The organism is Rhodococcoides navarretei, from assembly GCF_038069675.1.
Classification (GTDB): Bacteria; Actinomycetota; Actinomycetes; order Mycobacteriales; family Mycobacteriaceae; genus Rhodococcoides; species Rhodococcoides navarretei.
Window position 1 is genome coordinate 3,898,486 of the sequence record NZ_JBBPCN010000001.1, and the last position, 25,469, is coordinate 3,923,954.

The window sequence follows — 25,469 nt, forward strand, 5'->3', positions numbered from 1 at the left end:
ACCTTTCGGGTCGATGCCGTCGTTAGCGACCAGAACGGCTTCTCAGCGCATTGACGAAGACGTTGGGGATCTCCGCGGGATTTCGCGCGACGAAACTCGTACCACCGGTTGCGGCCGAGATCTGTTGCAGCACACCGGCATCTGCGTCGTCGGTGATACCGATCGTCACGATGACGACCGGCTTGGACGGGTCCTGCTCGGCGCGGAGAGTGGACAGCAGCTCGTCGAGCGAGATGCTGGCGGGGTCCTCGTTGGTGCCGTCGGTGAGAATGATGACACTGTTCACGGCATCGGGGTCGTAGCCCTCCTGTACGGAGCGGAACGCTGCCAACGTGGTGTCGTAGAGACCGGTACCACCTCCGACCAGGGTCGGAAGCGTGCGAGTCTGCTGCAACAACACTTCACGCTGCGTGGTGTTGCCGACCTTTTCGTCCATTCGCCGGATCGGTGCGAGCTCACGGTAGTCCTGCGATTCGCCGCCTAGTCCGATCGAGAAAGCCCACAACCCCATCGACGCGTTGTCGGGGAAGAGTCGATTTCCGGTTTCGCTGGCCTGCACCGTCAATGCGATACGCGAATCGGCCCCGGCGCTGTAGTTCATCGATCCCGAGACGTCCTCCATCACCAGCGTCCGCGACGGAAGGGCCAACACCTGGTACTGACGCAACGTCGACTCGGCGGCCTGCTGATCGGCGATCGTCAGGGGTGTGACGTCCCCGATCCCACGATCGGCGTCCAGCGGGGTCATGTCCGCGGACCGGAACCCGCCGTCGGACAACGCCTGCTGTCCTCGATCGGATTCGATGGCTGCGGCCAGTGCCGTCCCGACGGACTTCGCGGTCTCGTGTCGATCACCTGCGGGTTCGGTCACCGCCAGCGGAAAGTTCAGGAAAATGGTGCCCGTCGGCGGCACCGTCGCGCCCAGTTCGACGCCCGTGTCCTGCTGATAAGCCAGGAAGGCCTGCTCGGAGACCACCGCGACGCCTCCGTCGGCGACCAGATCGTCGAGCCGTACCGTCGGATCGGCTTCGCCGCGGGTGGCGGCCTGAGCCTGCGCGATGGGAACGAGCGCCGACCCGACCGCGTCGAGCAGCTCCTCGTCCGATCCGGCCTCGGCCACTGCTCCGAGGATGGCCGCGTCGGACGTGGTGTTGGCCAAGGGGTTACCGATACGCAGGCCTTCGAGCTTCAATGCGGTGAGCCAGGTGTCGAAGAACGGCACCTCGTCCTTGCGGGCAGCGAGCACGGCCGGTGTAGCGGCCACCGACTGACTCGCCAGGTCGATCAACGACGCGGTGGACCGCACGGTCTTGCCGATCCACAGCGACGAATCTGGAACCCAGAGCGAGGGAACATCGTCGCCCTTGGCCACCGCGGCCGAGACCTGACCCGACTCGGTGGCGGTGACTTCGATAGCGGCGCAACCCAGGTCCTCGGCGGAGGTGTTGTCGACGATCTGCTCCAGCACGGGTGCGATCGCCGGATCAGCGGCCAGCGAGTAGGACTGCGTGTCGCCGCAGGCGGACCCGAAGGCCTTCAGCGCGACAAACGCTCCGCCGCCGACCACGAGCAGCAGAACTACGGCGACGACGACGTACTTGGCGAACCCTCTGCTGCTCGTCGCGGACGACGGCGCACTGTGCCTACCGGGCATGCATCTCCACTCCTACACCGTCAGGCGTAGATCTTGACGAACGTCTTCAGCGAGTTCTCGATATCGCCCTTGAGTGCGCGTGCGACGCCGGAGCCGATCGGGCCGAACAGTGGCGCACCGCCGAGGTTGACGTCGATGGTGATCTCGGAACCGTCGCCCTTGGATTTCACGGTGAGATCGAGGCCGATCTTGACGCCGCCCTTGCCGTTGCCCTTTAGCTCGAGCTTCTTGGGCGGATCGTAGGACTCGATCTTCCAGGACACCCGATTGCGCATGCCCTTGACACTGGCGACGGAGTCCAGGGTGGTGCCGACGGCCAGCTGCTCGGGCAGCTCACCGCGCCACGCTTCGTGGATGGAGAGCCACTGCTCGTAGCCGGACAGATCGGACGCGTGCGCCCACGTCTGCTCGGGGGTCAGCGGGACGTCGAGGGAAACCTTCAGCTTGGCCACAGCAGGGATGGTAACCGCTGTACGGAAAATGTCCGTGTGAGGGCTTCCTCACACGGACACTTTCGCTGGAGCTGCGGTCGACTAGTGAGCGCTGGCCTTCTCCGCACCGATACCGGTGAGAGAGCGAACCTCCATTTCGGCCTGCTTGTCGGTGTTCTCGGTGTCCTTCGAGATCAGTGTTCCGACGATGCCGAGGATGAATGCCAACGGAATCGAGACGATGCCGGGGTTGGAGAGCGGGAACCAGGCGAAGTCCGAGCCGGGAACCATCGACGTGGGCGATCCGGAGACGGCCGGGGAGAAGATGATCAGCACGATCGTCGAGATCAGGCCGCCGTACATGCTGAACAGTGCGCCGGTGGTGGTGAAGCGACGCCAGAACAGCGAGTACAGGATGGTCGGCAGGTTCGCGGCTGCGGCGACAGCGAAGGCCAGGGCCACCAGGAAGGCGATGTTCTGACCGTTGGCGAGGATGCCGAGCCCGATGGCCAGCAGGCCGATGACAACGGCCGTGATGCGCGAGACCTTGACCTGCTTGACGTCGTCGACCTTGCCCTTCTTGATGACGCTCGCATAGATGTCGTGAGCGAACGACGCCGACGCGGTGATCGTCAAGCCGGCAACCACGGCGAGGATGGTCGCGAAGGCCACCGCCGAGATGACGCCGAGCAGAATGACGCCGCCGAGCTCGAAGGCCAACAGCGGAGCCGCGGAGTTCTGACCGCCGGCCGAAGCCAGGATGCGGTCGGGTCCGACGATCGCTGCGGCGCCGTAGCCGAGCACGAGGGTGAACAGGTAGAACGCACCGATGAGCGCGATGGCCCACACGACGCTACGACGAGCTTCCTTGGCGGTGGGCACTGTGTAGAAGCGCATCAGCACGTGCGGCAGACCCGCGGTGCCGAGGACGAGTGCGATACCGAGCGAGAGGAAGTTGATCTTCGAGGTTGCACTGCCGCCGTACTGAGCACCCGGCGCGATGACGTCGCGCGCGGCAACGGGATCGCTTGCCGATCCGGCCACCATGGCCTGTGCGCTGCCGAGCAATTCGGAGAAGTTCAGGCCGAACTTGGCGAGCACGAGCACAGTCATGAAGGCTGCACCGGTGATGAGCAGCACGGCCTTGATGATCTGCACCCAGGTGGTGCCCTTCATGCCGCCGATGAGCACGTACGCGATCATCAGCACGCCGACGATGGCGATGACGATGGACTGCCCGGTGCGGTCGGAGATGTCGAGCAACAGTGCGACGAGTCCGCCGGCACCGGCCATCTGCGCGAGCAGGTAGAACAGCGAGACCGTCAAGGTGGACAGTGCGGCCGCGGTGCGAACCGGGCCTTGCTTGAGCCGGAAGCTCAGCACGTCCGCCATCGTGAATTTACCGGTGTTCCTGAGCAATTCGGCGACGAGCAACAGCGCAACCAACCAGGCGACGAGGAAGCCGATGGAGTACAGGAAGCCGTCGTAGCCGTAGACGGCGATGGCACCGGCGATACCGAGGAAGCTTGCCGCCGAGAGGTAGTCACCGGCGATGGCGACGCCGTTCTGCGGTCCGGAGAAACCGCCGCCCGCAGTGAAGAACTCCGCGGAGGTCGCGTTCTTCTTCGAGGCGCGAATGACGACGGCCATGGTGATGAGAACGAATGCGCCGAAGATCGCAATGTTGACGAGTGGTTCACCGACGGTGGTGTCGGCAGCCTGGGCAAGAATGTTCACGACTTCGCTCCCTGGGAGGCTTCCATCTCGGCGCGCAGGGCTGCGGCGCGAGGATCGAGTTCACGGTTGGCGAACTTCACGTAGATGCCGGTGATGGCGAATGTCGTGACGAACTGGCCGAGGCCGAGCAGCAGACCGACGTTGATGTTGCCCCACACCTTGGTGGACATGAAGTCCACGGCGTAGGTGCTCAGCAGCACGTAGATGACGTACCAGACCAGGAAGAACCCGGCCATCGGGAACACGAAGCTACGCAGGCGACGCCTGAGTTCCTGGAACTCGGGACTGGCCTGCATGTCGACGAACGCTTGCGCGTCCGGTGGCGAATTGGTTTCCGGTGCGGTCACCTTGGACTCCTGAAGTAGATGTGAGCTGTAGCTGACTCGGAACAGTAGTGAGAGTCAGGTCACAAAATCAGGAGGTGGTGTCGATCACACGATGGGCTGCGGGAGTGTGCGACGAGCGGTCGAGAATGGCAGTTGAGCGGCCCTGTGGGAGTGGAGCCTGCGGAATGACCCAACAAAGGGAGTGGAGCCTGCGGAATGACCCGAAGACGCAGTTACAGTTCGCGCTCGCGATCTTTGCCCATGTCGAGGCCTTCGGGGAGGTGCAGTCGCGCGAAGATGCGGGAGATGTCCGATGGGATCGTTTTTCGGGTGGCCAGGCTGACGACGATCATCGAGGCGAAGGCGATCGGCACGCTGACTGCGGCGGGGTAACCGAGGATCGCTGCCGCCCAGCCGCCGAGGACGCCGTCGGAGATGGGGGTGACGACGGAGATCGATGCGGCGACGAGTGAGATGCCGCCACCGAGCAGCAGTCCGGTTGCCGCTCCCGCTGCGGTGAGTCCCCGCCACCAGATGCCCAGCACCAGTAGTGGACACAGGGTGGATGCCGCGACGGCGAAGACGAGCCCGACGGTGCGCGAGAGGTCGAGTGAGACAACGCCGATGGACAGTGCCAGCGGTACCGCGCCGGCGAGTATCGCAGCGACCCGAAAGTCTCGGACCTTACCCGAGAGGACGTCGGTGCTGAGCACGCCTGCGATGCTGACCAGCAGACCCGAGGAGGTCGACAGGAAAGCTGCGATGGCACCTGCGGCCACCAGTGCGGCGAGCAGCTGGCCCGGAATTCCGGACAGGACCGAGCCGGGCAACAGCAGGACGGCCGCGTCCGATGCTCCGGTGATCAGCAGTTGCGGTACGTACAGCCGGGCGAAGACGCCGAGGACCGTCGGGAACAGGTAGAACATGCCGAGCAGCGCCAGCACGGTGAGCGAGGTCAATCGCGCGGCTCGGCCATCCGGGTTGGTGTAGAACCGCACCAGCACGTGCGGCAGCCCGAGGGTGCCGAGGAACGTGGCCAGGATCAGCGAGTACACCTGGTAGAGCGGGTGTGCCCCGCCCAGTCCCCCGCCCGGCATCGCCCAGGCGCGGTCCGTGGTCGGCGCGCCGGCGACCACCGGCACCGGGGAACCTGCGTCCAGGGTGAGCAGCGTCCCGGACCCGAGCCGGTGTTCGCCGGCGTCGAGATTCACACGTCCGTCAACGCTCTGCTCGTCCAAGGTTCCTGTCACGGACACCACGATCGGCGAGTCGACCTGCACGAGCACGTCGGTGGTGATGTCGACGACGGTCTGTTCGGTCACCGTGGGTGGGGCCGGGCTGCCGACGCTTCGGTCGTCGGCGAAGAAGTACACGGCCAGCACCAGAGCCGGAATGGCGATCGCAGTGAGCTTGAGCCAATACTGGAACGCCTGGACGAAGGTGATGGAGCGCATGCCGCCGCCGACGACGTTCGCGATGACGATCAACCCCACGGCCAGGGCCCCGACCCAACCGGGCACGCCGAGCAGAATGTTCAGAGTCAGGCCCGCGCCCTGGAACTGCGGCACCAGGTACAGCGCGCAGATGACCACCACCACCAGCATCGCCACGGTCCGCAACCACGGTGCGCCGAGCCGAAATTCGACGAAGTCGGGCACCGTGTACGCACCGCTTCTGCGCAGTGGGGCGGCGACGAACAGCAGCAGACCCAGGTAGCCGGCCGTGAAGCCGACCGGATACCACAGCGCATCGGCCCCATACTTCGCGATGAGCCCCGCGACCCCGAGAAACGATGCAGCAGAAAGATATTCACCGCTGATGGCGGCGGCATTCCAGCGTGGTCCGACGGAGCGGGAGGCCACCAGAAAGTCGGAGGTGGTGCGGGCCAACCGAACTCCGTAGACACCGATGCCGACGGTGGCCACAGCTGCGGCGAGCAGCGCGATCACCGTCGCGATCGGGATGGATTGGTTCACTGGACGCCGATCTCCTGATCGTGGCTCCGAGCACCGAAACTCATGTGGTGATCGGAGTCGGGGTGGGACACTGAGTCGATGCACGTGCCGAGCGTGACCCGATGACGGTATCGACGGCCGTCGCCGCATGTCTGCCGTTCGCGGCAGGCGCTGTGTTCGCGCATCTGCCCACCGCCGCGGTGGCGGCCGGCCTCGGCTCTCTGAACACCGGGTCCGTGCTCGCGCGATTCACTGCCGGATGGCTGACAGGCGTCGCGGCCATCACCGCCGCAGGGTTGGTGGTCATAGACACTGCGGTCCTGGCGTCGGACTCGTCCGGCTGGGTGCGCTGGCTGAGAGTCGCTCTCGGTCTCGTGCTGCTCCTTCTCGGCATCCGCAAGCTGGTCGCGCGGGTGCGGAACGGCCCGACGCAGGAAGAACCGGGGTGGGTCGGAACGGCCCGCAACCTCAGCGGGGCCAAGGCTTTCGTCACTGCGTTCTTGCTCGGGTCGGTGAATCCGAAAAGTGCCGTCATCGCGCTTTCGGCCGTGGCGGTGATCGTCGACGCGTCCTCGGTAGTGGCCGCCCAGATCGCCGCCACGGTGGTGTTCGTGGTCGTATCGAGCCTGGGCGTCGCTGCACCTGCCGTCGCGCTGCTCGTCTTCCGCGACCGTGCCCGACGACCCATGAGCACCGTCGTCGACCGGTTCGTCGAGTACAGCGACATGGTCCTGATCGCGATACTGCTGGCCCTCGGCCTGTACATGACTGTGAACGCTATCTGATCGTCGATCGCGTCAATCGTCCATCAGGACGATGAAGTCGTGCTCGTTGCGTTCGGCTCGACGTGTGTACATCCAGCCGACGCCGAACAGCATCGGATAGATCGCTACCCCCAGCACCACCCACTGCAGCCCGATACCGAGCAGCCGAACGTCGGTCACACGTGCCAGACCCAGCCCCAGAAGGGGAACCGCGAACAGAATCGACAGCGTCATCACCGCCAGGCGCACCGACAGCAACAGTTGCGCACGAACCAGGCTACGGACCAGGGCGTCGCCGACCTCGGTTTGCTCCTGCACTTCGACGCGGGTGCGCACCATCCGTGCGCCGCGACGTTGCGAGAGCACCACCCGCTGCCGGTGTGGCTGGCTCACTGCGTACTCCTCGTCACCTGGACGACCACGATTGCAACGGACCGCGGACCAGCCGGTCCTTGAGTTCTCTGGCGTGCCTACGGCTCACCGGCAGTTCACAGGCTGCCAGGTTTCCGCTGGCCCGCAGGCACACCACCAGACCCGAACCGACGCTTCGGATCCCCGTGACCAACCGTAGCGAGACCAGGTAGGAGCGGTGCACGCGCAGGAATCCGGCCTCGGCCCAGCGGCTTTCGAGAGCAGAGATCGGTATGCGCACCAGATGCGAGCCGTTGGAGGTGTGCAGTCTCGCGTAGTCACCGTCGGCCTCCACCCAAGCGACCGACGACCGATGCACCAACGTCGTGGTACCGCCGAGTTCGACGGGAATGACCTCGTCGGCCGACGTGTCCGCGGACTCGGCCGGTCGACGGCGCGCGAGCAACACACGGCGCAGTGCCTCGGCGAGACGATCCTCTCGCAACGGCTTGAGCAGATAGTCGACGGCACCGAGGTCGAACGCGGCGAGCGCTCGGTCGTCGTGGGCGGTGACGAACACGACCGCGGGTGGCCGCGCGAACGCCGACAGGATGCCGGCCAGTTCGAGGCCGTCGAGTCCTGGCATGTTGATGTCGAGGAACACCGCGTCCACCACTGCCTGCGCCGAGGTCTGTTGGAGCTGCCGTAGGGCAGTCGTGGCGTCCTGGGCTGTGAACACCTCGGCGACGGTGTCCTGCTGGCGCAGCAGAAAGGCGAGTTCGTCCAGTGCCGGGCGCTCGTCGTCGACGGCGAGGACGGTCAGTCCCCGGCCGGAAGTGGTGTTCGCGGCCTGCGTCATGCCCGCACACCCGGCCTGAATTTGGGCACCCGCATGCTCACTTTGGTGCCTGCGCCCGGTGCGGTGTCCACGACGAGACCGTAGTCGTTCCCGAAGGCCGCCCGCAGCCGATCGTCCACGTTCGCCAATCCGACATGGGCCGCGTCCTCGGTATGCAGACTTCCCGAGCGCAACACATCGGGATCCATCCCCACACCGTCGTCCTCGATACTGATCACTGCGTCGGTGCCCTCGTCGGCGGCGATGATCGTGACGCGGCCGCCGTCGGCCTTACCGGACAGGCCGTGCCGGACGGCGTTCTCGACGAGCGGCTGCAATGCGAGAAACGGCAGTGCGACGCCCAACACCTCGGGAGCGACCTGCAGCGTGACCTGCAGGGAGTCGCCGAAGCGGGCACGTTCGAGTGTCAGGTACCGGTCGATGTTGCGCAACTCGTCCGCGAGGACCGTGAACTCGCCTGCGTTGCGGAACGAGTAGCGGGTGAAGTCGGCGAACTCGAGCACCAGCTCCCGCGCCCGATCCGGGTCGGTGCGGACGAACGACGCGATCGTGCCGAGTGCGTTGTAGATGAAGTGCGGGCTGATCTGCGCGCGCAGCGCCCGCACCTCGGCGCGGTCCAAGCGTGCGCGCGAGGCGTCGAGTTCGGCGAGCTCGATCTGACCGCAGGCGTAGCGCGCGACCTCGGCGATGGCCCCGAGCATGCCCGGACCCGGCTCGGCGACGACAGCGGCACCCAGCACCCCGACCACCGGGGACTCGTCGACGACCATGGGCTGCACCACCAGCGCCTTGACCTCGTGGATCGAACCGAGCGGCAGACGCACCAGGACGCGCCGCTGCCCGTCCACCGCCCGCTTCGCCGCCTCGACGAAGGCCGGTGTCAGCTCGTCCCACGGACCGTCCCAGGCCAGCAGCGAACCGTCGGGATCGCAGATGCCCAGCGCGTCGGCACCCGTCAGCACGCGCAGGTGCGGCGCTGCAACCGCTGCCGAACGGGCGTCGAGTCCGTCGCGCAGCGGCTTGGCCGCCAGCGAGGCGGTGTGCAGTGTGGAGTGCACGGCCCGTTCGGCGGGCGTGGTCAGATCGCGTCGACCACGCAGGCTGATCAGAGCGATCACCGTGACGATGAGCGCCACGATCACCGCCATCCACGCCAGCGCCGCGGTCATCGGATGCACGTGCTGGACGTCGGCGTGTTCAGGAAGCGTTCGACGAGCCAGTCGACGCCGATCGCGTTGGCGGCCAACTCGGCATGGCCCTGCTGCGGTTCGGAGCGAAACTCGATGTCGTCGCCGAGTCCGCAGGCCGCGTCCACCGCGTCGCGGGTCCACCGCGGATCGACCAGGTCGTCGCGCTCGCCGACCAACACGAACATCGGCACCTCGGTGCCGGCGGTGGGCAGTGCCACCGATTCGAGCCAGTCCGTCATCCGGTCCGCGGCTTCCTCGGTGGCCGGGACGGCGTCCGCCGGATCGAGAACGGCACCGGCGTCGGCCTTGGAGAAGCCGAGCAGATCACTGCAGGCGGTCAACGCGGTCACATTGTCCGCGAAACTGCCGCGAATGTAGTCCGAGCGTTCGGCACTCGGATTCGCGATGCGCAGACCCTCGTACAGGTACGGCACCAGCAGCTGACGCGACAGGGTCTGTTCGGTCTCGGGAGCGAAGAATCGACTCAGGTCGGCCGTGGGCGAGAGCGCCGCAGCACCGACCAGTTGCAGACCGTCCCCGTAGTCCGCGTTGCGCTCGGCAGCAGCCCAGACTGCTTGTCCGCCTTGAGAGGTACCCACTGCGCCCCACCTGGTACCGACCTCGGGAACCACGTTGCGGGCCGCACGCACGGCGTCGATGATGTCGTAGGCCGCGGCGTCGGGGTCCAGGTAGGCCGGATCCCCCGGTGTGCCGAGACCCTGATAGTCGGTCACCACGACCACTGTGCCGCGTTCGAGGAACGGGGTCACCAATCCGATGGTGCCCAACAGGTTCGGGTAGAGCGAGGGCGCGCATTCGTCGGTGACACCGGTGGTGCCGTGCCCCACCGAGACGATCGGCCAACCACCCGGGGGCGCAGAACCCCTGGGCACGAACACCGTTCCCGACGTCTCGGTACCGCCGCCGCTCACCCCGTCGGTGGTGCGGTAGACGATCTTCGTGGCCGTACCACCGAGGTAGGCCACACCGATGTCGACCTGACCCAGCAACGTCGACGAGACGATCTCCCCGCGTTCGAGCCCTTCGGGTGCCGCGGTCTCGGTGGTCGTGGAGCCAGGATCGGCAGCAGGAGTACTGCACGCGGCAAGGGCGAACACCAGCGCCGCGGCGGCGACCAGCCTGGTCGACCTCACTGTTTCTGCGCTCCTACATAGTGCGTCGTCTACGGTGTGCGTCGTGCGATGCGCGCCTCGGCCGCAATTTCTTCCACGTCCAAGCCATTCAACACTGCCCGCAGAGCTTCGTCCTCCAGCTCCCCCGAGTCGCGGGCTGCGATGAGGGCCGACCGCTGCGCGACCAGGACGTTGTGTCGCAGGGTGTCGAACAGCGCTCCGGCCGCCGCGATCCGCTTCTCGCGGTCCTCGGTCTCGTCGGCATCCAACCGAGCGCGCACCGAGCGTCGGACGCGCTCGATCACCTCGTCGATGCGCTCGCCGTCCACTCCGGCGATTCCCTCCTTCGCCGCGCGCTGGAGGTAGTCCTCCGCCGCCGTCCGGGCAATGGCCTGTGAGAGCAGACGCTGATTGTCGTTGCGCTGCTGCTCGAGTGGATCTGCGACGTCGAGCCGGCGGATCAACAGCGGAAGCGTCAGCCCCTGCAGCAGCAACGTACCGACCGCGACGACGAACGCCACGGCCTGAATCACTGCCCGCCCGGGGAATTCGTCTCCGACCACCGTGGTCAGCGGCACACCGGCCGCCGCAGCGAGCGTCACCACCCCGCGCATCCCGGCCCACGAGAGCACCAGGTTCTGCTGCCACGTCAGACCCGCCTCAGCCGGCGATGATCGACGAAACAGCTTGCGAATCACTACGTCTCGACCGGAATTGGCGAAGATCCACGCCGGCCGGACCACCATGACCACCACGAGCACCAGCACCGCGTACGCGAACACATGATGGACCGGCAGCCCCTCGCGTTGCACTTCCTGGATGACGAACTTCAGCTGTAAACCCATGTAGGCGAACACGAATGCTTCGAGCAGCAGATCGAGCGTCGGCCACACCTGTCGTTCCTGGACCCGAGTGGAGACCGACACGTCGGCAGTGACACGGCCCAGCACAAAACCGGCGGTGACGACGGCGAGTACGCCGGACGCGTGTATCTCCTCGGCCGCCAAATACGCCGTGAACGGCAGCACCAGACCGAGCACGGTTTCCAGCGCCGAGTCCGCGATGCGATTGCGGACGAACCGCACGATGCGAGCGAGGATCAACCCCACCAGCACGCCACCCACGATCTCGTACAGGAAGAACAGCACCGGCGAGCCCAGTTCGATCCGACTGCCCGTCACCGACGCAACGGCCAAGGTGAACAGGGTCAGCGCGGCCGCGTCGTTCACGAGGCTCTCGCCGGTGAGGATGGCCATCATCCGCGCGGGCAAGCCGAGCTTGCGGCCGACCGCGGTCGCGGACACCGCGTCGGGTGGGGCGACGACCGCGCCGAGGACCAGGGCCGCGCCGAGAGTGAGCTCAGGGATCAGCAGATTGGCGAACCAGCCGACGACGAAGGTCGTGACGATCACCATGACCAGACCCAGTCGCAGAATCTGGCCGAGGTTGCGCCGGAAGGTGACGAACGAGAAGTCGAGTGCGGCGGAGTACAGCAGCGGCGGGAGTACGACGCCGAGGATCAGCTCGGGCGAGAGGCTGACGTGCGGCACTCCGGGAACGAACGAGGCGATGGATCCGACGGTGACCAGCACGAGCGGAACCTGAAGGTCCAGGCGCTTGGCGAACCCGGCGACCGCGATCGCGAAGATGACAACGAGAAGAAGAATCGGTCCGTCCACACCGACGATTGTGCCGCCAGCCGCACCCGGTGGCGCGGCCGACGGCACCGACACTCACGTCGGACGCCCGATAGGTCCTACTTGTCCGGGATTGCCTTCTTGGCGGCTTCCTGCACCTTGTCGATCTTGTCGGCGTACTTGCCGCCGGTCTTGTTGTCGATGAAGTCCCCGGCCTTCTCCACCACGTCGTCGATCTTGTCCGAGTTCTCGGCCGCAAGGTCCTTGCCCTTGTCGACGATGCCCTTCAGATTGTCTGCGAAGCCCATGACTCTCTCCTGTCGCTAGAGTGATCGAACACTTGGGAGCTTACGTTTTGTACTGCCTGTTGCGTAGTGCCGATCCGAATCGGTGGGCGACCTCGACGAGCACGATGCCGATACCGCCGATGACCAGAGCACTGGTGGTCGCTCCGACGTTCGACGGATCGAGCTTGAAGAACGTGCGGCAGAACGGGATTGCGAACAGCAGCAGGTAGCCACCGACCGATCCGGCGAGCAGCAGGATCTTCCACCAGTTGTAGGGCCGCGCGACGACGGCCAACACCCACAGCGCGATCATGATCAAGGTGATCAGCGCGGTGGTACTGGCCTGCGTCACCTGGGTCTCGCTGGCATTCGGGCCGGCATAGACCAGCAGGTAGGAGATGAACGTGCAGGAGCCGACGATCAACCCGGACGGGACGGCCAGGCGCATCACCCGCGACACGAAGCCACTGCGTGCCCGCTCGTTGTTGGGCGCGAGCGAGAGCACAAAAGCGGGAATTCCGATGGTGAACCACGCCGCGATCGTCACGTGCCGTGGCAGGAACGGATACGGAATCGGCTCGAAATGAAAGATCTGCGAGAGCACGCCCGAGAGACCGATGAGGAACGCCAGCAGCACCGAGTACACCGTTTTGGTGAGGAACAGGTTCGAGACGCGTTCGATGTTGCCGATGACGCGTCGCCCCTCACCCACGACGTAGGGCAACGTGGCGAACTTGTTGTCCAGCAACACGATCTGTGCGACGGCTCGCGTGGCCGCACTCCCCGAGCCCATCGAGACGCCGATATCGGCGTCCTTGAGCGCGAGCACGTCGTTGACGCCGTCGCCGGTCATCGCGACCGTGTGGCCGCGAGACTGCAACGCGCCCACCATCGCCCGCTTCTGATCGGGCCGCACCCGACCGAACGTGGTCGAACCTGCCACGGCGTCGGCCAGCCGATCGGAATCCTCGGGGAGATCACGCGCATCGATCGGAGCGTTGCCACCGGGCAGTCCGAGCGAACCCGCGACCGCGCCGACGGAAACAGCATTGTCGCCGGAGATGACCTTGACCTCGACGTGCTGACTTGCGAAGTAGTCCAACGTCTCTCGGGCATCCTCACGGACCTTCTGCTCGAGAATCACCAGCGCTCGCGGAGTCACGACGCCGGGTGCCTCCGGGTGGTCGACCGAGCGGTCGGAGCTGGCGAGCAACAACACCCTCAGTCCATGGGAACCGGCATCCTCGGCCCGACGGGCGATGTCGGAGGAGGCGTCGAGCAACACGTCCGGAGCACCGAGCAGCCAGTTCCCGTGCTCGCCGTACGACAGCCCGCTCCACTTCTTTGCCGAGGAGAACGGGGCCACGGCCGTCTGCGTCCACCCGGGCGCGTCCGGGTATGCCTCGCCGACGGCCTGCACACTGGCGTTCGGACGCGGATCGTCGCGTGCCAGGGACGCGAGAGCCGCTGTGGCGGAGCCGGAATCGGGCTGGTCGATCAGCACCAGTTCGGACAGACGCATGCCGTTCTCGGTGAGCGTGCCGGTCTTGTCGGCGCACACCACATCGACGCGGGCGAGGCCCTCGATCGCCGGCAGCTCCTGCACCAGACACTGCCGTTGACCGAGCCGGATCACGCCCACCGCGAAGGCGATCGACGTCATCAGCACCAGGCCCTCGGGCACCATCGGGACGAGCGCAGCCACCATGCCGTTGAGGGCAGGCCGCAAAGCCTGACCGCTGGAGAACAATTGGTTGTAGATGATCAGCGCACCGGCCGGAATCATCAGGTACGTGATGAACTTCAGGATCTTGTCGATACCGCTGCGCAATTCGGACTTGACCAGCGTGAACTTGCTGGCTTCCTCGGCGAGCTTGGCCGCGTAGGCATCGCGGCCCACCTTCGTCGCGCGGTAGGCCCCACTGCCCGAGACCACGAAGCTTCCCGAAAGCACCTGCGCTGCTTCGAGTTTGTGCACCGTGTCGGCCTCACCGGTGAGCAGTGACTCGTCGATCTCGAGGCTCGCGGTCTCGATCACCTCACCGTCGACCACGATCTGATCACCGGGCCCCAGTTCGACGACGTCGCCGAGCACGACCTCATCGGGGGGGATCTGCTTCGAGACGCCCTCGCGTCGTACCTGGGGCTTGTTCTGACCGACGATGGCCAGGCGGTCGAGCGTGCGCTTCGCGCGAATCTCCTGGATGATGCCGATGCCGCTGTTCGCGACGATCAACAGCCCGAACATGCCGTCGATCACCGAGCCCGTCGAGAGCACGATGATCAGCAACACCCCGAGAATGGCATTGATACGGGTGAACACGTTGCCGCGAACGATGTCGCGAACCGACCGAGACGCTCGGGCCGGAACGTCGTTGGATTTCCCCTCGGCCCGGAGCTGGGCGACCTCCGCCTCGGTCAGCCCGGTATCCCGCTGCGCATCGGCGTCGATTGACATGCGTGCAGCCTAATGCGGATCTGCTCAGCCCAGCCGAGCCCACCAACGATCGTCGTGCAACGTTCGAGTTGCGTCCATGCGCTGGCCCGGCATCGGCACGGCCACCTGCACTCCGACGTCCTCGGCGGCGGCGTGCAGCCGCACGATCGGCTCGGACCAGGGATGGAAGGCCAGGTTGAACGTGGCCCAATGGATCGGGACGAAGATGCCCGACGCCGTCAGATCGACGTGCGCGGTGACCGCTTCCTCCGGATTCATGTGGATGTCCGGCCACCGAGCGTCATAGGCCCCGACGGGCAACAGCGTCAGGTCGAAGGGTCCGTAGTTGCTGCCGATCTCGGCGAATTTCGGTGTGTAGCCGGTATCGCCGCCGAAGAAGACGCGTCGAACCGGACCGGCGAAGGCCCAGGACGCCCACTGCGTCGAGTCCCGGGTCAAGCCACGGCCGGAGAAGTGACGCGCCTCGGTGCACGTGACGGTGAGGCCACCGACGTTCGTCTGCTCGTCCCAGTCCAGTTCGATGATCCGCGCGTCGGGCACCCGCCATTTACGCAGGTGAGCACCGATTCCCAGCGGCACGACGAACGGGGCCGACTGCGTACTCGCCAGCTTCTGCACCGTCACCTTGTCCAGGTGGTCGTAGTGATCGTGGGAAATGACGATGGCGTCGACCTGCGGCAGATCGATCAGCCCGACCGGGGTCGGATGCAGGCGCGCGGGCCCCACCACCGAGGACGGCGAGACACGATTGCTCCACACGGGATCGGCGAGAACGCGGTAGCCGTCGACCTCGACGAGCACACTCGAGTGTCCGTACCAGGTGACCGCGAGCTCCCCGGCATCCACCGGCGCGATCGGCGGTGCCAGCGGAATCGGGCGTTGTGGCCTCCCCTTGCCGCGTTCGGTGAGCAGCGAGACGAACATGTTCTGCTGCCCTTTCTCGCCGCGCCCCGGTACGTAACTGGAGCTGGGGTCGGAGTTGTGGAATCGGCGATCGCGGTATCGAGGAGATCCTGCTGCGTACGGGGTGATGTGCACTCTCCTGGCCCCGATGGCCGAGGGCAGACCCCACAGGGCACGCGCCAACCATGCACTGCTCAGTGCTGCCGTGGCTCCCAGTACGAACTTCGTCTTCGTCACGGCCACCACAGTAGGCGGCGCCGACGTCTTCGCAGCTCACCCGTAGCCTTGCCGTAGAATATTCGCGTCGGTTTTGCTGCTAGAAGGGGAGACATTGAGTACCGAACAGCTCGAATTCCAGGCGGAGACGCGTCAGCTCCTGGATCTGATGGTGCACTCCATCTACTCCAACAAGGACAGCTTTCTCCGTGAACTGATCTCCAACTCCTCGGACGCGCTGGACAAGCTGCGCCTGGAGTCGTACCGCAACAAGGACCTGGACGTCGACGTCTCGGATCTGCACATCGAGATCGACATCGACGCCGCAGCCCGCAGCCTCACCATCCGGGACAACGGCATCGGCATGTCGCGCTCGGAGGTCATCGACCTCATCGGCACGCTGGCCAAGTCCGGCACCGCCGAGGTCCGTAAGAAGCTCAAGGAAGCCAAGGACGCAGCCGCTTCCGAGGAGCTGATCGGCCAGTTCGGCATCGGCTTCTACTCCACGTTCATGGTGGCCGAGAAGGTCACGCTGCTCACCCGCAAGGCGGGTGAAAGCACCGCCACGAAGTGGGAGTCGACCGGTGAGGGCACCTACGAGATCACCGACGTCGACGACGCCCCGCAGGGCTCCTCGGTGACGCTCGCTCTCAAGCCCGCCGACGAGGAAGACCATCTCCACGACTACGCGTCCGAGCGCAAGATCAAGGAACTGGTCAAGAAGTACTCCGATTTCATCGCCTGGCCCATTCGCATCGACGTCGAGAAGCGCGTCAAGAGCGAAGAGGAAGGCGGCGAGGACACCGTCACGATCGAGACGGAGACGATCAACTCGCAGAAGGCGCTGTGGACCCGCTCCAAGGACGAGGTGTCCGAGGAGGAGTACAAGGAGTTCTACAAGCACGTCAGCCATGCCTGGGACGAGCCGCTCGAGGTCATCCCGTTCAAGGCCGAGGGCACGTTCGAATACCAAGCGCTGCTGTTCATTCCGTCGCAGGCACCGTTCGACCTGTTCATGCGCGAGAGCAAGGCCGGCGTGCACCTGTACGTCAAGCGCGTGTTCATCATGGACGACTCGCAGGAACTGCTGCCCGAGTACCTGCGCTTCGTCAAGGGTGTCGTGGACGCAGCGGACCTCTCGCTCAACGTCTCTCGCGAGATTCTGCAGCAGGACCGGCAGATCCGCGCGATCCGTCGACGCCTCACCAAGAAGGTGCTCTCCACGGTCAAGGAACTGCAGAGCGAGCAGCCCGAGAAGTACACGACGCTGTGGTCGCAGTTCGGCACGGTCCTCAAGGAGGGCCTGATCTCGGACTCCGACAATCGCGAAACCCTGTTGGGCATTTCGTCGTTCGCGTCCACGAACTCCGAGGAGGGCGTGACCACCCTCGCCGAGTACGTGGACCGGATGAAGGACGGCCAGCAGCAGATCTACTACATGACGGGCGAATCCCGTCAGCAGATCGAAAGCTCGCCGCACATGGAGGCGTTCAAGGCTCGCGGCCTCGAGGTGCTGCTGCTCACCGATTCGGTCGACGAGGTGTGGGTCGGCAACGTCACCGACTTCGACGGAAAGTCGTTCCAGTCCATCGCCAAGGGCGAGGTGGACCTCGACACCGAAGAGGAGAAGAAGGACTCCGAGGCCAAGCGCGAGGAGCAGGACAAGGAGTTCGCGGACCTGCTCACCTGGCTCACCGAGACCCTCGGCGAGGACGTCAAGGAGGTACGTCTGTCGACGCGCCTGACGACGTCACCGGCCTGCGTCGTCGGCGACGAGTTCAGCTTCTCCCCGCAGCTCGAGAAGATGTACAAGGCGTCGGGTCAGTTCGTGCCGACCTCCAAGCGCATCCTCGAACTCAACCCCACCCACGATCTGGTGACGGGGCTGAAGAAGGCCCGCGAGGATCGCAGTGACGATCCGCATCTCGCCGAGACCGCCGAATTGCTCTATGCGACGGCACTTCTCGCCGAAGGAACCGAGCTGAAGGATCCGGCGAAATTCTCCCGTTTGCTCGCCGATCGGTTGACGCGCACCATCTGAGCGGCTTCGCCGCATGTGAGTGTGGAGCCTGCGGGTCGTTCCGCAGGCTCCACTCCTGCCTCGTAGCCTGCTACGAAGTTCCACTCACGACCCAAGCTGCACAAGAAGATGGAGGACCCGCCCGCTATGACCGACGCACCACTGCTGATCGAGCGAACCGGGGACATCGTCGCCTGGACGTTGAACAACCCCCAGGCCCGTAATCCCATCTCCGAGATCGAGACCATCGACGCTCTCGAGGCCGCGATCGCCGACGCGAACGGGGATCCATCGATCAGGGTTGCCATTCTGACCGGTGCCGGTTCGGCATTCTCGTCGGGCGGGAACGTCAAGCACATGCGGGACAAGCAGGGAATGTTCGGTGGTAGCCCGGCCGAGTTGCGGCAGGGCTACCGCCACGGCATTCAACGAATCCCGAAGGCGTTGTATCACTGCGAGATTCCCACGATCGCCGCGGTCAATGGCCCAGCCATCGGAGCCGGCTGCGATCTGGCATTGATGTGCGACCTGCGCATCGCGTCGACCACAGCGACATTCGCCGAAAGTTTCGTCAAGGTAGGGATCATTCCCGGTGATGGAGGAGCGTGGCTGCTCCCCCGCGCCATCGGCATGGCACGGGCGAGCGAAATGGCGTTCACCGGCGAGGCCATCGACGCCGCTACGGCATTGGAATGGGGCTTGGTCTCTCGGGTCGTCGAGCCCGAAGATCTGCTCGACGCTGCCCACACACTGGCTCGGCGTGTGGCGGCCAACCCACCGCAGGTACTGCGTATGACGAAGAAGTTGTTGCGCGAGGGCCAGCAGCAGAGTCTGGAATCCTTGCTCGAACTCTCCGCTGCCTATCAGGCCATCGCACACCACACCGAGGATCATTCCGAGGCTGTCAACGCGATGCTCGAGCGTCGCGATCCCGAGTTCCGAGGACGCTGACTCGCCAGGTGAGTGGAACTTCGTAGTCTGCTACGAAGTTCCGCTCACATGCTGAGGTCACTGCGGAGGGAGAATGTGCTCCCCCGTCTTGTCGGTGCTCAGCGACAGTGAACTGATGTATTGCTTCTCCCCGTTGGGCCCCGGCACGTTGGACGCGATCATGTCGGGTCGCTCGAATTCCATTCCGCTGACGTGGCACATCACGAGTTCGTCGGACGGGTTGCCGTGCTCGTCGAACATCGGCAGATCGATACCGTCGTCGGTACGTCGCAGGTAGTACTTGCCCTTGGTTGCCACCGCCAGAATGGGCGGAAGCACCAGTGCGAGAACGAGAGCCACGATCGGTGAGTACGGTTTGATCGCCGATCCGAATGCGCCGAAGAAGACGAGAATCGACAGAATCGCCGACGCCGCCATCGACCCGAAGCCGACCGGATTGATGTTGTAGAGCATGCCGCGTCGAAACTCGGGGACCTTGGGCGAGAGCTTCAGGATGTACTTGTTGAAGACGATGTCCGACGCCACCACCGCGATCCACGCGATACCGCAGTTGGCGTAGAAGCCGAGGATGCTGTTGAGGAAGTCGAACATGTTGGCTTCCATCAGGATCAGTGCGATGGCAAGGTTGAACAGCACGAACACCATGCGGCCGGGATACGTCTTGGTGAGACGGGTGTAGGAGTTGGTCCACGCCAGCGACCCGGAATACGCGTTGGTCACGTTGATCTTGATCTGGCTGATGACGACCAGGATCACCGCGAGGGTCATGGCGAGCCAGCCCGGCATGAAGTTCTCGTAGATCTCGAGGAACTGGTGCACCGGCTCGTTGGCGATGCTGGATCCGTCGACGACGTTGGCGATCAGGTACACGGCGAGGAAGAGGCCGACGACCTGCTTGAGTGCACCGAAGATGACCCAGCCCGGGCCGGCCAGAAGCACTGCCGTCCACCACCGCCGAGAATTTTCGGGAGTCTTGGGCGGCATGAAGCGCAGGTAGTCGATCTGCTCGGCGATCTGCGCGATGAGCGACAGACACACGCCTGCGGCGAGCATGACCGACCCGACGTTGACGCCCTTACCGTCGGCCCCGTCCTGACCGCCGTAGGCGAAGAACTCACCGACCGAGTCGGGGTTGCTGATCACCAGGTACACGAACGGCAGCACCATCAACACCAGCCACAGCGGGGTGGTCCAGACCTGAAGCTTGGCAAGGGCTTTCATGCCGTAGATGACCAGCGGGATCACCATGATCGTGGATACCGCGTACCCGATGGGCAAGGGGATGTTCAGGCCGAGTTCGAGTCCCTGCGCCATGATCGAACCTTCGAGCGCAAAGAAGATGAACGTGAATGTCGCGAAGATGACGTTGGTGACCACCGACCCGTAGTAGCCGAATCCGCTTCCACGGGTGATCAAATCGAGGTCGATGTTGTAGCGAGCAGCGTAGTAGGCAAGCGGGAGCCCGGTCAGGAAGATCACGACGGCGAACACCAGGATGCCCCACAGGGCGTTACCGGTTCCGTAGGAGATGCCGATGTTGGCACCGATGGCGAAGTCCGCGAGATACGCGATGCCGCCGAGCGCGGACGTCGCGACAACGCCGGTTCCCCATTTACGGTAGCTCCGCGGCGCGAAGCGGAGCGTGTAGTCCTCCAGCGTCTCTTTCAGCGCGGTGTCTGTCGGTGCAGGCTGTACGGCGGTCATGGATCAACAACGTAGAACCGCCACATTGCCGCAGTGTCTTGTGACGATGTAGCTACTGTTACTCACTCCGACGATTCGGACATCCGGCGCACATGCTCGTCACGGAGGGATTTGTCAGGCGACTGCGCGTGCCGCCAACAGCGAGAAGTTCGACAGCTCGGCACGGAGCAGGTTCATCGCCCGATGCTGGGCCACTCGCACGGCCCCGGCCGTCATTCCGAGCGCTTCGCCTGTTTGCGGTGCCGTGAGACCCCACACCACTCGCATCAGGATGATCTTCCTGTACTTCGGCGGCAGGGTATCCATCAAGGCCTGAGCGTGACTGCGCAGTTCGTCGCCGAGCGCGACCTGCTCGGGCCCGGCATCGGTGGACTGCTCCTCGGGCATCTCGTCGACCGAGAACGATTGGCGAAGAGCAGATCTACGACCTGCATCGGCCAGCTTGTGTGCAGCGATCCCGTAGACGAACGCCATGAACGGCTTGCCCATGTCGCGATATTTGGGAATGGCGGTCACCAGTGCGAGGCATACGTCCTGCACCACGTCGTCCGCAGCCACGTCGAGATTCCGGACCCGGGCGGAACAGTAGCGGTGGACCGGTGGCTGGATCAGCACCAGTACGCGTTCGAGCGCGGCACGGTCGCCCGCGACGGCAAGCGGTACGACGTCTTCGAGCGTGTCCATGGAAGTGCTCATGGCCGATCTCCTTCTTGGCAACGCGCGCCCTCACCTGAACGCTCACCGGTACTTCGACGCAGCCGACCGTTCGGCTTGGTCGGATCGAATACCACATCGAAAGAAAATGTGATTCAGGTAACACGGCGTGTCGTGAAAGCGACGTACCGGACAACATCCACGTCGCGTCACGTGACCCTGACACCGCGGAGCGCCAATGAACACCAGTGAGCAGAACCATCTGGTCGGCCGCCGGAGCACAGTCGCCGCTGCGGACGGCACCACGCTCGCGGTGCGCGAGTTCGGACACCCCGATGCGGCTCTGACCGTGGTGTTAGTCCACGGACACTGCCTGCGGATGCAGTCGTGGACCGAGCTGCGCACACACGTCGAGGCTGTCTGGGGCGAGGACACGCGAATCGTTCTCTACGATCACCGCGGCCACGGCGAATCCGGTGCAGCAACGCCGGACAGCTGCACCATCGATCAGCTCGGCGAGGACTTGGCCGACGTGCTCCGCGCTGTGGTCCCGATGGGGCCGTTCGTTCTGATCGGACACTCGATGGGAGGCATGACGGCGCTCTCCTACGCCCGTCAGTACCCGGAGGCCGTCGGCTCACGTCTGGTCGGGGTCGGTCTGATCGCGACGTCGGCCGGTGGGATCACCGACGACGGACTCGGCAGTTGCCTCGCGCATCCCGCCGTGTCGGCATTCCAAGCCGCTGTTCGACGCGCCCCTCGACTGATGTCGGGTGCCAAGAAGCTCAGTCGCGGGTTGTGCGCCCCCATCGTCAGGACGGCGGGATGCGGCTCCCACAAAGTCAGCCCGCGGGTGGTGACGCTGGCGACGGCGATGCTGGGTGAGACGTCCATCGTCACGATGTCCGGCTTTCTCGGAGCATTCCGAGGTCTGGACGAGGTGGCCGGCCTGGCCGCTCTGGCCTCGATTCCCACCCTCGTACTCTGCGGCACCGACGACCTGATGACACCGATGCGACACTCGGAAACCCTTGCCGCACATCTGCCCGACGCTCGCCTGGTCCGGGTGGCGCAGGCCGGACACATGGTGATTCTCGAACGGGCACACGAGGTGGCGGACGCCATTGTCGAACTCGTGACGGCCGCTCGACGGGCACACGTGGGAGATCTTGCCCTGGCACGGTAGACCTGCCGACGACTGTGGCCCGCAACGGAATCCGATGCGGGCCACAGCACTGCAGTGAACGATCTACTTCTTGACTGCGGGAGGAGCGTTGAGGAGCTGGATGAACTGTCCGGCGTTACCGATGACCGCGCCGAGGCCACCGGCGGAGGTGCCGGCGAGCGATCCGATGGCACCGAGGGCGATCGCGCCGATGACGCAGCCGCCGATGGGGCCGGCTCCGAGAAGAGTTGCAACCGGTGCGGTCACGACGACTCCGGTGATGATTCCGAGGAGGCATCCACCGACGATTCCGGTTGCAGCACCGAGGAATCCGCCGACAGAGGCGGTGAGGCTGAGGTTGTCCTTGACACCCGCGACAGCGGCAGGCAGGTCGACCTGCTGCAGGCCGGGGAGGGAGGTGGAGACCGGGGTTGCCGCGGCGGGCGAGACATCAGCGGTCAGGGTGGCGTGGTTTCCGTCGATCACGGCGGCGACGGGGTGCGAAAAGCCGTCGGCGGCGATGGCCAGCGGTACGGAGTCGACGAGTGCGCCGTTGGCGTCACGGACGACCAGGTGGTTGTCCTCGTTGCTCAGGGTGCCGGCCGTCGTGTCGACGAGAACCTGGTTACCGGCCTGGGTGACGTTCCACCCGACGGCAGCGGCGGGAGCCGGGGCCGGATCCGCATAGGCGGTGCCCATGGCGGTCGTCATCGCTGCAATGACCAATGCGGACGTTGCCGCGAATCGAGTCAGCTTCATGTTCCTCAGTCTTTCGTCGTGTCCATCACTCGATGCGAGCAGCGAAAAACTATGGGTGGAACACGCGGGTCAGACGAACCGAGGATGAACGAACGGGGTCGAACCGAACAACGATCCGACGCATCGAGTCATAAGGGACAGAACGACTTTCGAAGTCCAATCGTTTCGTAAACGACTCGCGCGGGTTGTCTCTACTTACCGAAAAGACCCGGCTTGTTGCTGCCTCCGTGGCCCACTCCGAAGTCGTATGCGGACTCGGCGTGCTCGTGCTCGTCCAAGCCGTCGGCTTCGTGTTGCGCGTCGGCGCGCACGCCCATGACGGCCTTGATGGCGAACGCGATTCCGGTGGTGACGATTGCGCAGTAGGCGAACACCGCGGCCACCGCGATCGCCTGGACCCAAAGCTGATGCAGCCCGCCGCCGTAGAACAGACCGTCCACTCCCGCCGGCATCTCCGCGCTGGCCACGAGTCCGATCATCAGCGTGCCGACGATGCCGCCCACCAGATGCACGCCCACGACGTCGAGCGAATCGTCGTATCCGAAGCGATATTTGAGCCCGATGGCCAGCGCACACAGCGCGCCCGACGCGACCCCGATTGCTGCGGCACCTATCGGGGTGACCGCCGCACACGAGGGCGTGATGGCCACCAGTCCGGCGACGACTCCCGATGCAGCACCGAACGACGTCGCGCGGCCGTCCCGCAGCTTCTCGACCACGAGCCACGCGGCCATGGACACCGCTCCGGCACCCATCGTGTTCACCAGGGCCACCGCGGCGACCCCGTCCGCGGCGAGGGACGATCCAGCATTGAAGCCGAACCACCCGAACCACAGCAACCCGGCTCCGAGCATCACGGCCGGAAGGTTGTGCGGGCGCATGGGATCTCGCGGCCAACCTCGACGTTTGCCGACCACCAGGGCAAGCACGAGACCGGCAACTCCGGCGTTGATCTCCACCGCAGTGCCGCCGGCGAAATCGATCGCACCCAGCCGGTTGGCGATCCACCCACCGAACTCACTCGTGAGGCCGTCGAGCGAGAACACCCAGTGCGCCACCGGGAAATACACCAGGGTGGACCACAAGGCCGCGAACACGACCCAGGGAACGAAACGCATCCGATCTGCGACGGCTCCCGAGATCAACGCCACGGTCACCATCGCGAAGCCCGCCTGGAAGGCCGCGAAGACCAGTGCGGGAACGGTGCCCACCAACGGAATCGACACCGCTCCCCCGGCGGAGGTGTACACCCCACCCAGCAGACCCTCGAAACCTGCGTACTGCAGTGGATTCCCGATCCATCCGCCGAACACGTTGTCGCCGAACACCATCGAGAATCCGAACGCCAACCACAGCAGCCACACCACCGCGATCGCCGACAAACTCATCATCATCATGTTCAGCACGCTCTTCGAGCGCACCATCCCGCCGTAGAAGAAGGCCAGACCGGGCGTCATCAGCAACACCAGCGCGGTACTGGCCAGCAACCATGCAGTATCGCCCGCATCGGGCGCGCCGTTGATCACCTTCCTGCGAACTTCGGCGTGCGCTTCTCGGTACGTGCTCGGCGCGCTTCCTTCATGTCCTCGCTGCTCCACGTGGCCTCGAACGCAGCGGCCTGTTCCGACGTCGGAACATCATGTGCTCCATCATCGTTGAAAACGAGCTTGAGATGCTTCAGCGCCAAGGGCGCGAGTGCGGTGATCGACAGTGCCCACTCCATCGCCGCATCGACGTCGCCGAGCTTGTTGGCCAGCCCGCACGTGTACGCCTGATCGGCGTGCACCCGTTCCCCGCCGATCAGAATCGTGCGTGCGACGCCGCCCCCGGCGAGCGCGGCCAACCGCCGGATGGTCCAGTTGCTCACCGCGATACCGAGCCGCGTCGACGGAATCTCGAAGAATCCACCCGGCGCAACAACCCTCAGATCGCAGGCAATCGCCAACTGTGTCCCGGCACCCACCGCCGGGCCGTTGATCGCCGCGACCACCGGGATCGAGACACGTTCGATCGCCGTCAGCATCTCCTCGAGGATCTGCCCGAAATGCTCGGGAAACGCATCACCGGTCAGATCGGCGCCCGCGCAGAAGCTGGTCCCCTGGCCGGTGATGACCACGACCCGCGCGCCGTCACGCTCGGCTTGTTCGACTCCGCGCTGCACCGCGAGGCACAACTCGGAGTTCAATGCGTTCCGTCGATCCGGGCGCTGCAGTTCGAGGGTGACGACATCGCCGTCACGTGTGTGTCCAATCACGAGTGCAGAGGTTACCCACCAGTACAGGAATCGACAGTGTGGGGCCTGATCTACTGGTCTC

The 25,469-nt window shown here is 65.0% G+C and carries 22 protein-coding genes; 4 read left to right on the forward strand and 18 right to left on the reverse strand.

All coding sequences use genetic code 11. The annotated features are described in order from the left end of the window. Positions 1-22 precede the first annotated feature (22 nt). The 5 genes from AABD04_RS18255 to AABD04_RS18275 all read right to left on the reverse strand — a co-directional run bounded on the left by AABD04_RS18255 (position 23) and on the right by AABD04_RS18275 (position 6,124). Positions 23-1,654, reverse strand: coding sequence for a substrate-binding and VWA domain-containing protein (locus AABD04_RS18255; RefSeq protein ID WP_341442010.1), 1,632 nt, complete (start codon positions 1,652-1,654; stop codon positions 23-25). A 20-nt stretch (positions 1,655-1,674) separates the two neighbouring features. Further along, positions 1,675-2,106: a type II toxin-antitoxin system Rv0910 family toxin gene (locus AABD04_RS18260; RefSeq protein WP_341442011.1), complete on the reverse strand. Its 432-nt coding sequence runs from the start codon at positions 2,104-2,106 to the stop codon at positions 1,675-1,677. An 81-nt stretch (positions 2,107-2,187) separates the two neighbouring features. Then, on the reverse strand, positions 2,188-3,822 hold the full coding sequence (locus tag AABD04_RS18265; RefSeq protein WP_341442012.1) for a solute symporter family protein: 1,635 nt from the start codon (positions 3,820-3,822) through the stop codon (positions 2,188-2,190). Beyond that, positions 3,819-4,118, reverse strand: coding sequence for a DUF485 domain-containing protein (locus AABD04_RS18270; RefSeq protein WP_032378306.1), 300 nt, complete (start codon positions 4,116-4,118; stop codon positions 3,819-3,821). The genes AABD04_RS18265 and AABD04_RS18270 overlap by 4 nt, the downstream gene beginning before the upstream one ends. Before the next feature lie 263 nt (positions 4,119-4,381). After that, positions 4,382-6,124 (reverse strand): sodium/solute symporter, encoded by a 1,743-nt coding sequence (locus AABD04_RS18275; protein WP_341442013.1) that lies wholly within the window; start codon positions 6,122-6,124, stop codon positions 4,382-4,384. 101 nt (positions 6,125-6,225) lie between these two features. Here AABD04_RS18275 and AABD04_RS18280 point away from each other — a divergent pair, with 101 nt between their 5' ends. Beyond that, a complete protein-coding gene (locus AABD04_RS18280; protein ID WP_341442014.1) occupies positions 6,226-6,888 on the forward strand; it encodes a GAP family protein in 663 nt (220 codons plus the stop codon). Positions 6,889-6,900: 12 nt separating this feature from the next. Here the strand turns inward: AABD04_RS18280 and AABD04_RS18285 are convergent, their stop codons facing one another. From AABD04_RS18285 to AABD04_RS18320, 8 genes are all read right to left on the reverse strand, one after another. Then, on the reverse strand, positions 6,901-7,206 hold the full coding sequence (locus AABD04_RS18285) for a hypothetical protein (protein WP_423228240.1): 306 nt from the start codon (positions 7,204-7,206) through the stop codon (positions 6,901-6,903). Between the two features lie 67 nt (positions 7,207-7,273). Then, positions 7,274-8,077, reverse strand: a complete 804-nt coding sequence (locus AABD04_RS18290; RefSeq protein WP_243593744.1) for a LytR/AlgR family response regulator transcription factor — start codon at positions 8,075-8,077, stop codon at positions 7,274-7,276. Next, on the reverse strand, positions 8,074-9,246 hold the full coding sequence (locus tag AABD04_RS18295; RefSeq protein WP_243593745.1) for a sensor histidine kinase: 1,173 nt from the start codon (positions 9,244-9,246) through the stop codon (positions 8,074-8,076). The genes AABD04_RS18290 and AABD04_RS18295 overlap by 4 nt, the downstream gene beginning before the upstream one ends. Then, positions 9,243-10,421 (reverse strand): alpha/beta hydrolase family protein, encoded by a 1,179-nt coding sequence (locus AABD04_RS18300; RefSeq protein ID WP_341442016.1) that lies wholly within the window; start codon positions 10,419-10,421, stop codon positions 9,243-9,245. Before AABD04_RS18300 ends, AABD04_RS18295 begins: the two co-directional genes overlap by 4 nt. A 29-nt stretch (positions 10,422-10,450) precedes the next feature. Beyond that, positions 10,451-12,079 (reverse strand): Na+/H+ antiporter, encoded by a 1,629-nt coding sequence (locus tag AABD04_RS18305; protein ID WP_341442017.1) that lies wholly within the window; start codon positions 12,077-12,079, stop codon positions 10,451-10,453. Between the two features lie 77 nt (positions 12,080-12,156). Then, positions 12,157-12,345: an antitoxin gene (locus AABD04_RS18310; protein ID WP_243593748.1), complete on the reverse strand. Its 189-nt coding sequence runs from the start codon at positions 12,343-12,345 to the stop codon at positions 12,157-12,159. Positions 12,346-12,385: 40 nt separating this feature from the next. Next, positions 12,386-14,782 (reverse strand): HAD-IC family P-type ATPase, encoded by a 2,397-nt coding sequence (locus AABD04_RS18315; RefSeq protein WP_341442018.1) that lies wholly within the window; start codon positions 14,780-14,782, stop codon positions 12,386-12,388. 24 nt (positions 14,783-14,806) lie between these two features. Continuing rightward, positions 14,807-15,922 (reverse strand): MBL fold metallo-hydrolase, encoded by a 1,116-nt coding sequence (locus AABD04_RS18320; protein ID WP_341442019.1) that lies wholly within the window; start codon positions 15,920-15,922, stop codon positions 14,807-14,809. 94 nt (positions 15,923-16,016) lie between these two features. Here AABD04_RS18320 and htpG point away from each other — a divergent pair, with 94 nt between their 5' ends. Continuing rightward, positions 16,017-17,942: a molecular chaperone HtpG gene (htpG, locus tag AABD04_RS18325; protein ID WP_341442020.1), complete on the forward strand. Its 1,926-nt coding sequence runs from the start codon at positions 16,017-16,019 to the stop codon at positions 17,940-17,942. Between the two features lie 126 nt (positions 17,943-18,068). Further along, positions 18,069-18,872, forward strand: a complete 804-nt coding sequence (locus tag AABD04_RS18330; RefSeq protein WP_341442021.1) for a crotonase/enoyl-CoA hydratase family protein — start codon at positions 18,069-18,071, stop codon at positions 18,870-18,872. 57 nt (positions 18,873-18,929) lie between these two features. Here the strand turns inward: AABD04_RS18330 and AABD04_RS18335 are convergent, their stop codons facing one another. Both AABD04_RS18335 and shbA read right to left on the reverse strand, forming a co-directional pair. Continuing rightward, positions 18,930-20,576, reverse strand: coding sequence for a purine-cytosine permease family protein (locus AABD04_RS18335; RefSeq protein WP_341442022.1), 1,647 nt, complete (start codon positions 20,574-20,576; stop codon positions 18,930-18,932). A gap of 114 nt (positions 20,577-20,690) precedes the next feature. Then, entirely contained in the window at positions 20,691-21,272 is a 582-nt protein-coding gene (gene shbA, locus AABD04_RS18340; RefSeq protein WP_341442023.1) for an RNA polymerase sigma factor ShbA, read from the reverse strand. Positions 21,273-21,468: 196 nt separating this feature from the next. On the opposite strand from shbA, the gene AABD04_RS18345 reads away from it, so the two are divergent. Continuing rightward, complete coding sequence (locus tag AABD04_RS18345) at positions 21,469-22,416, forward strand: alpha/beta fold hydrolase (protein WP_341442025.1); 948 nt, start codon at positions 21,469-21,471, stop codon at positions 22,414-22,416. Positions 22,417-22,479: 63 nt separating this feature from the next. Here AABD04_RS18345 and AABD04_RS18350 read toward each other — a convergent pair whose 3' ends face one another. The 3 genes from AABD04_RS18350 to AABD04_RS18360 form a co-directional block, all read right to left on the reverse strand. Then, entirely contained in the window at positions 22,480-23,154 is a 675-nt protein-coding gene (locus tag AABD04_RS18350; RefSeq protein ID WP_341442027.1) for a hypothetical protein, read from the reverse strand. A 191-nt stretch (positions 23,155-23,345) separates the two neighbouring features. Further along, the gene (locus AABD04_RS18355; RefSeq protein WP_341442028.1) at positions 23,346-24,680 is read right to left on the reverse strand and encodes an ammonium transporter; all 1,335 of its coding nucleotides are present in this window, start codon (positions 24,678-24,680) and stop codon (positions 23,346-23,348) included. Then, positions 24,677-25,408 carry an enoyl-CoA hydratase gene (locus AABD04_RS18360; protein WP_243608867.1) on the reverse strand — a complete coding sequence of 244 codons (732 nt, stop codon included), beginning with the start codon at positions 25,406-25,408 and terminating at the stop codon, positions 24,677-24,679. Before AABD04_RS18360 ends, AABD04_RS18355 begins: the two co-directional genes overlap by 4 nt. Between the last annotated feature and the right edge of the window lie 61 nt (positions 25,409-25,469).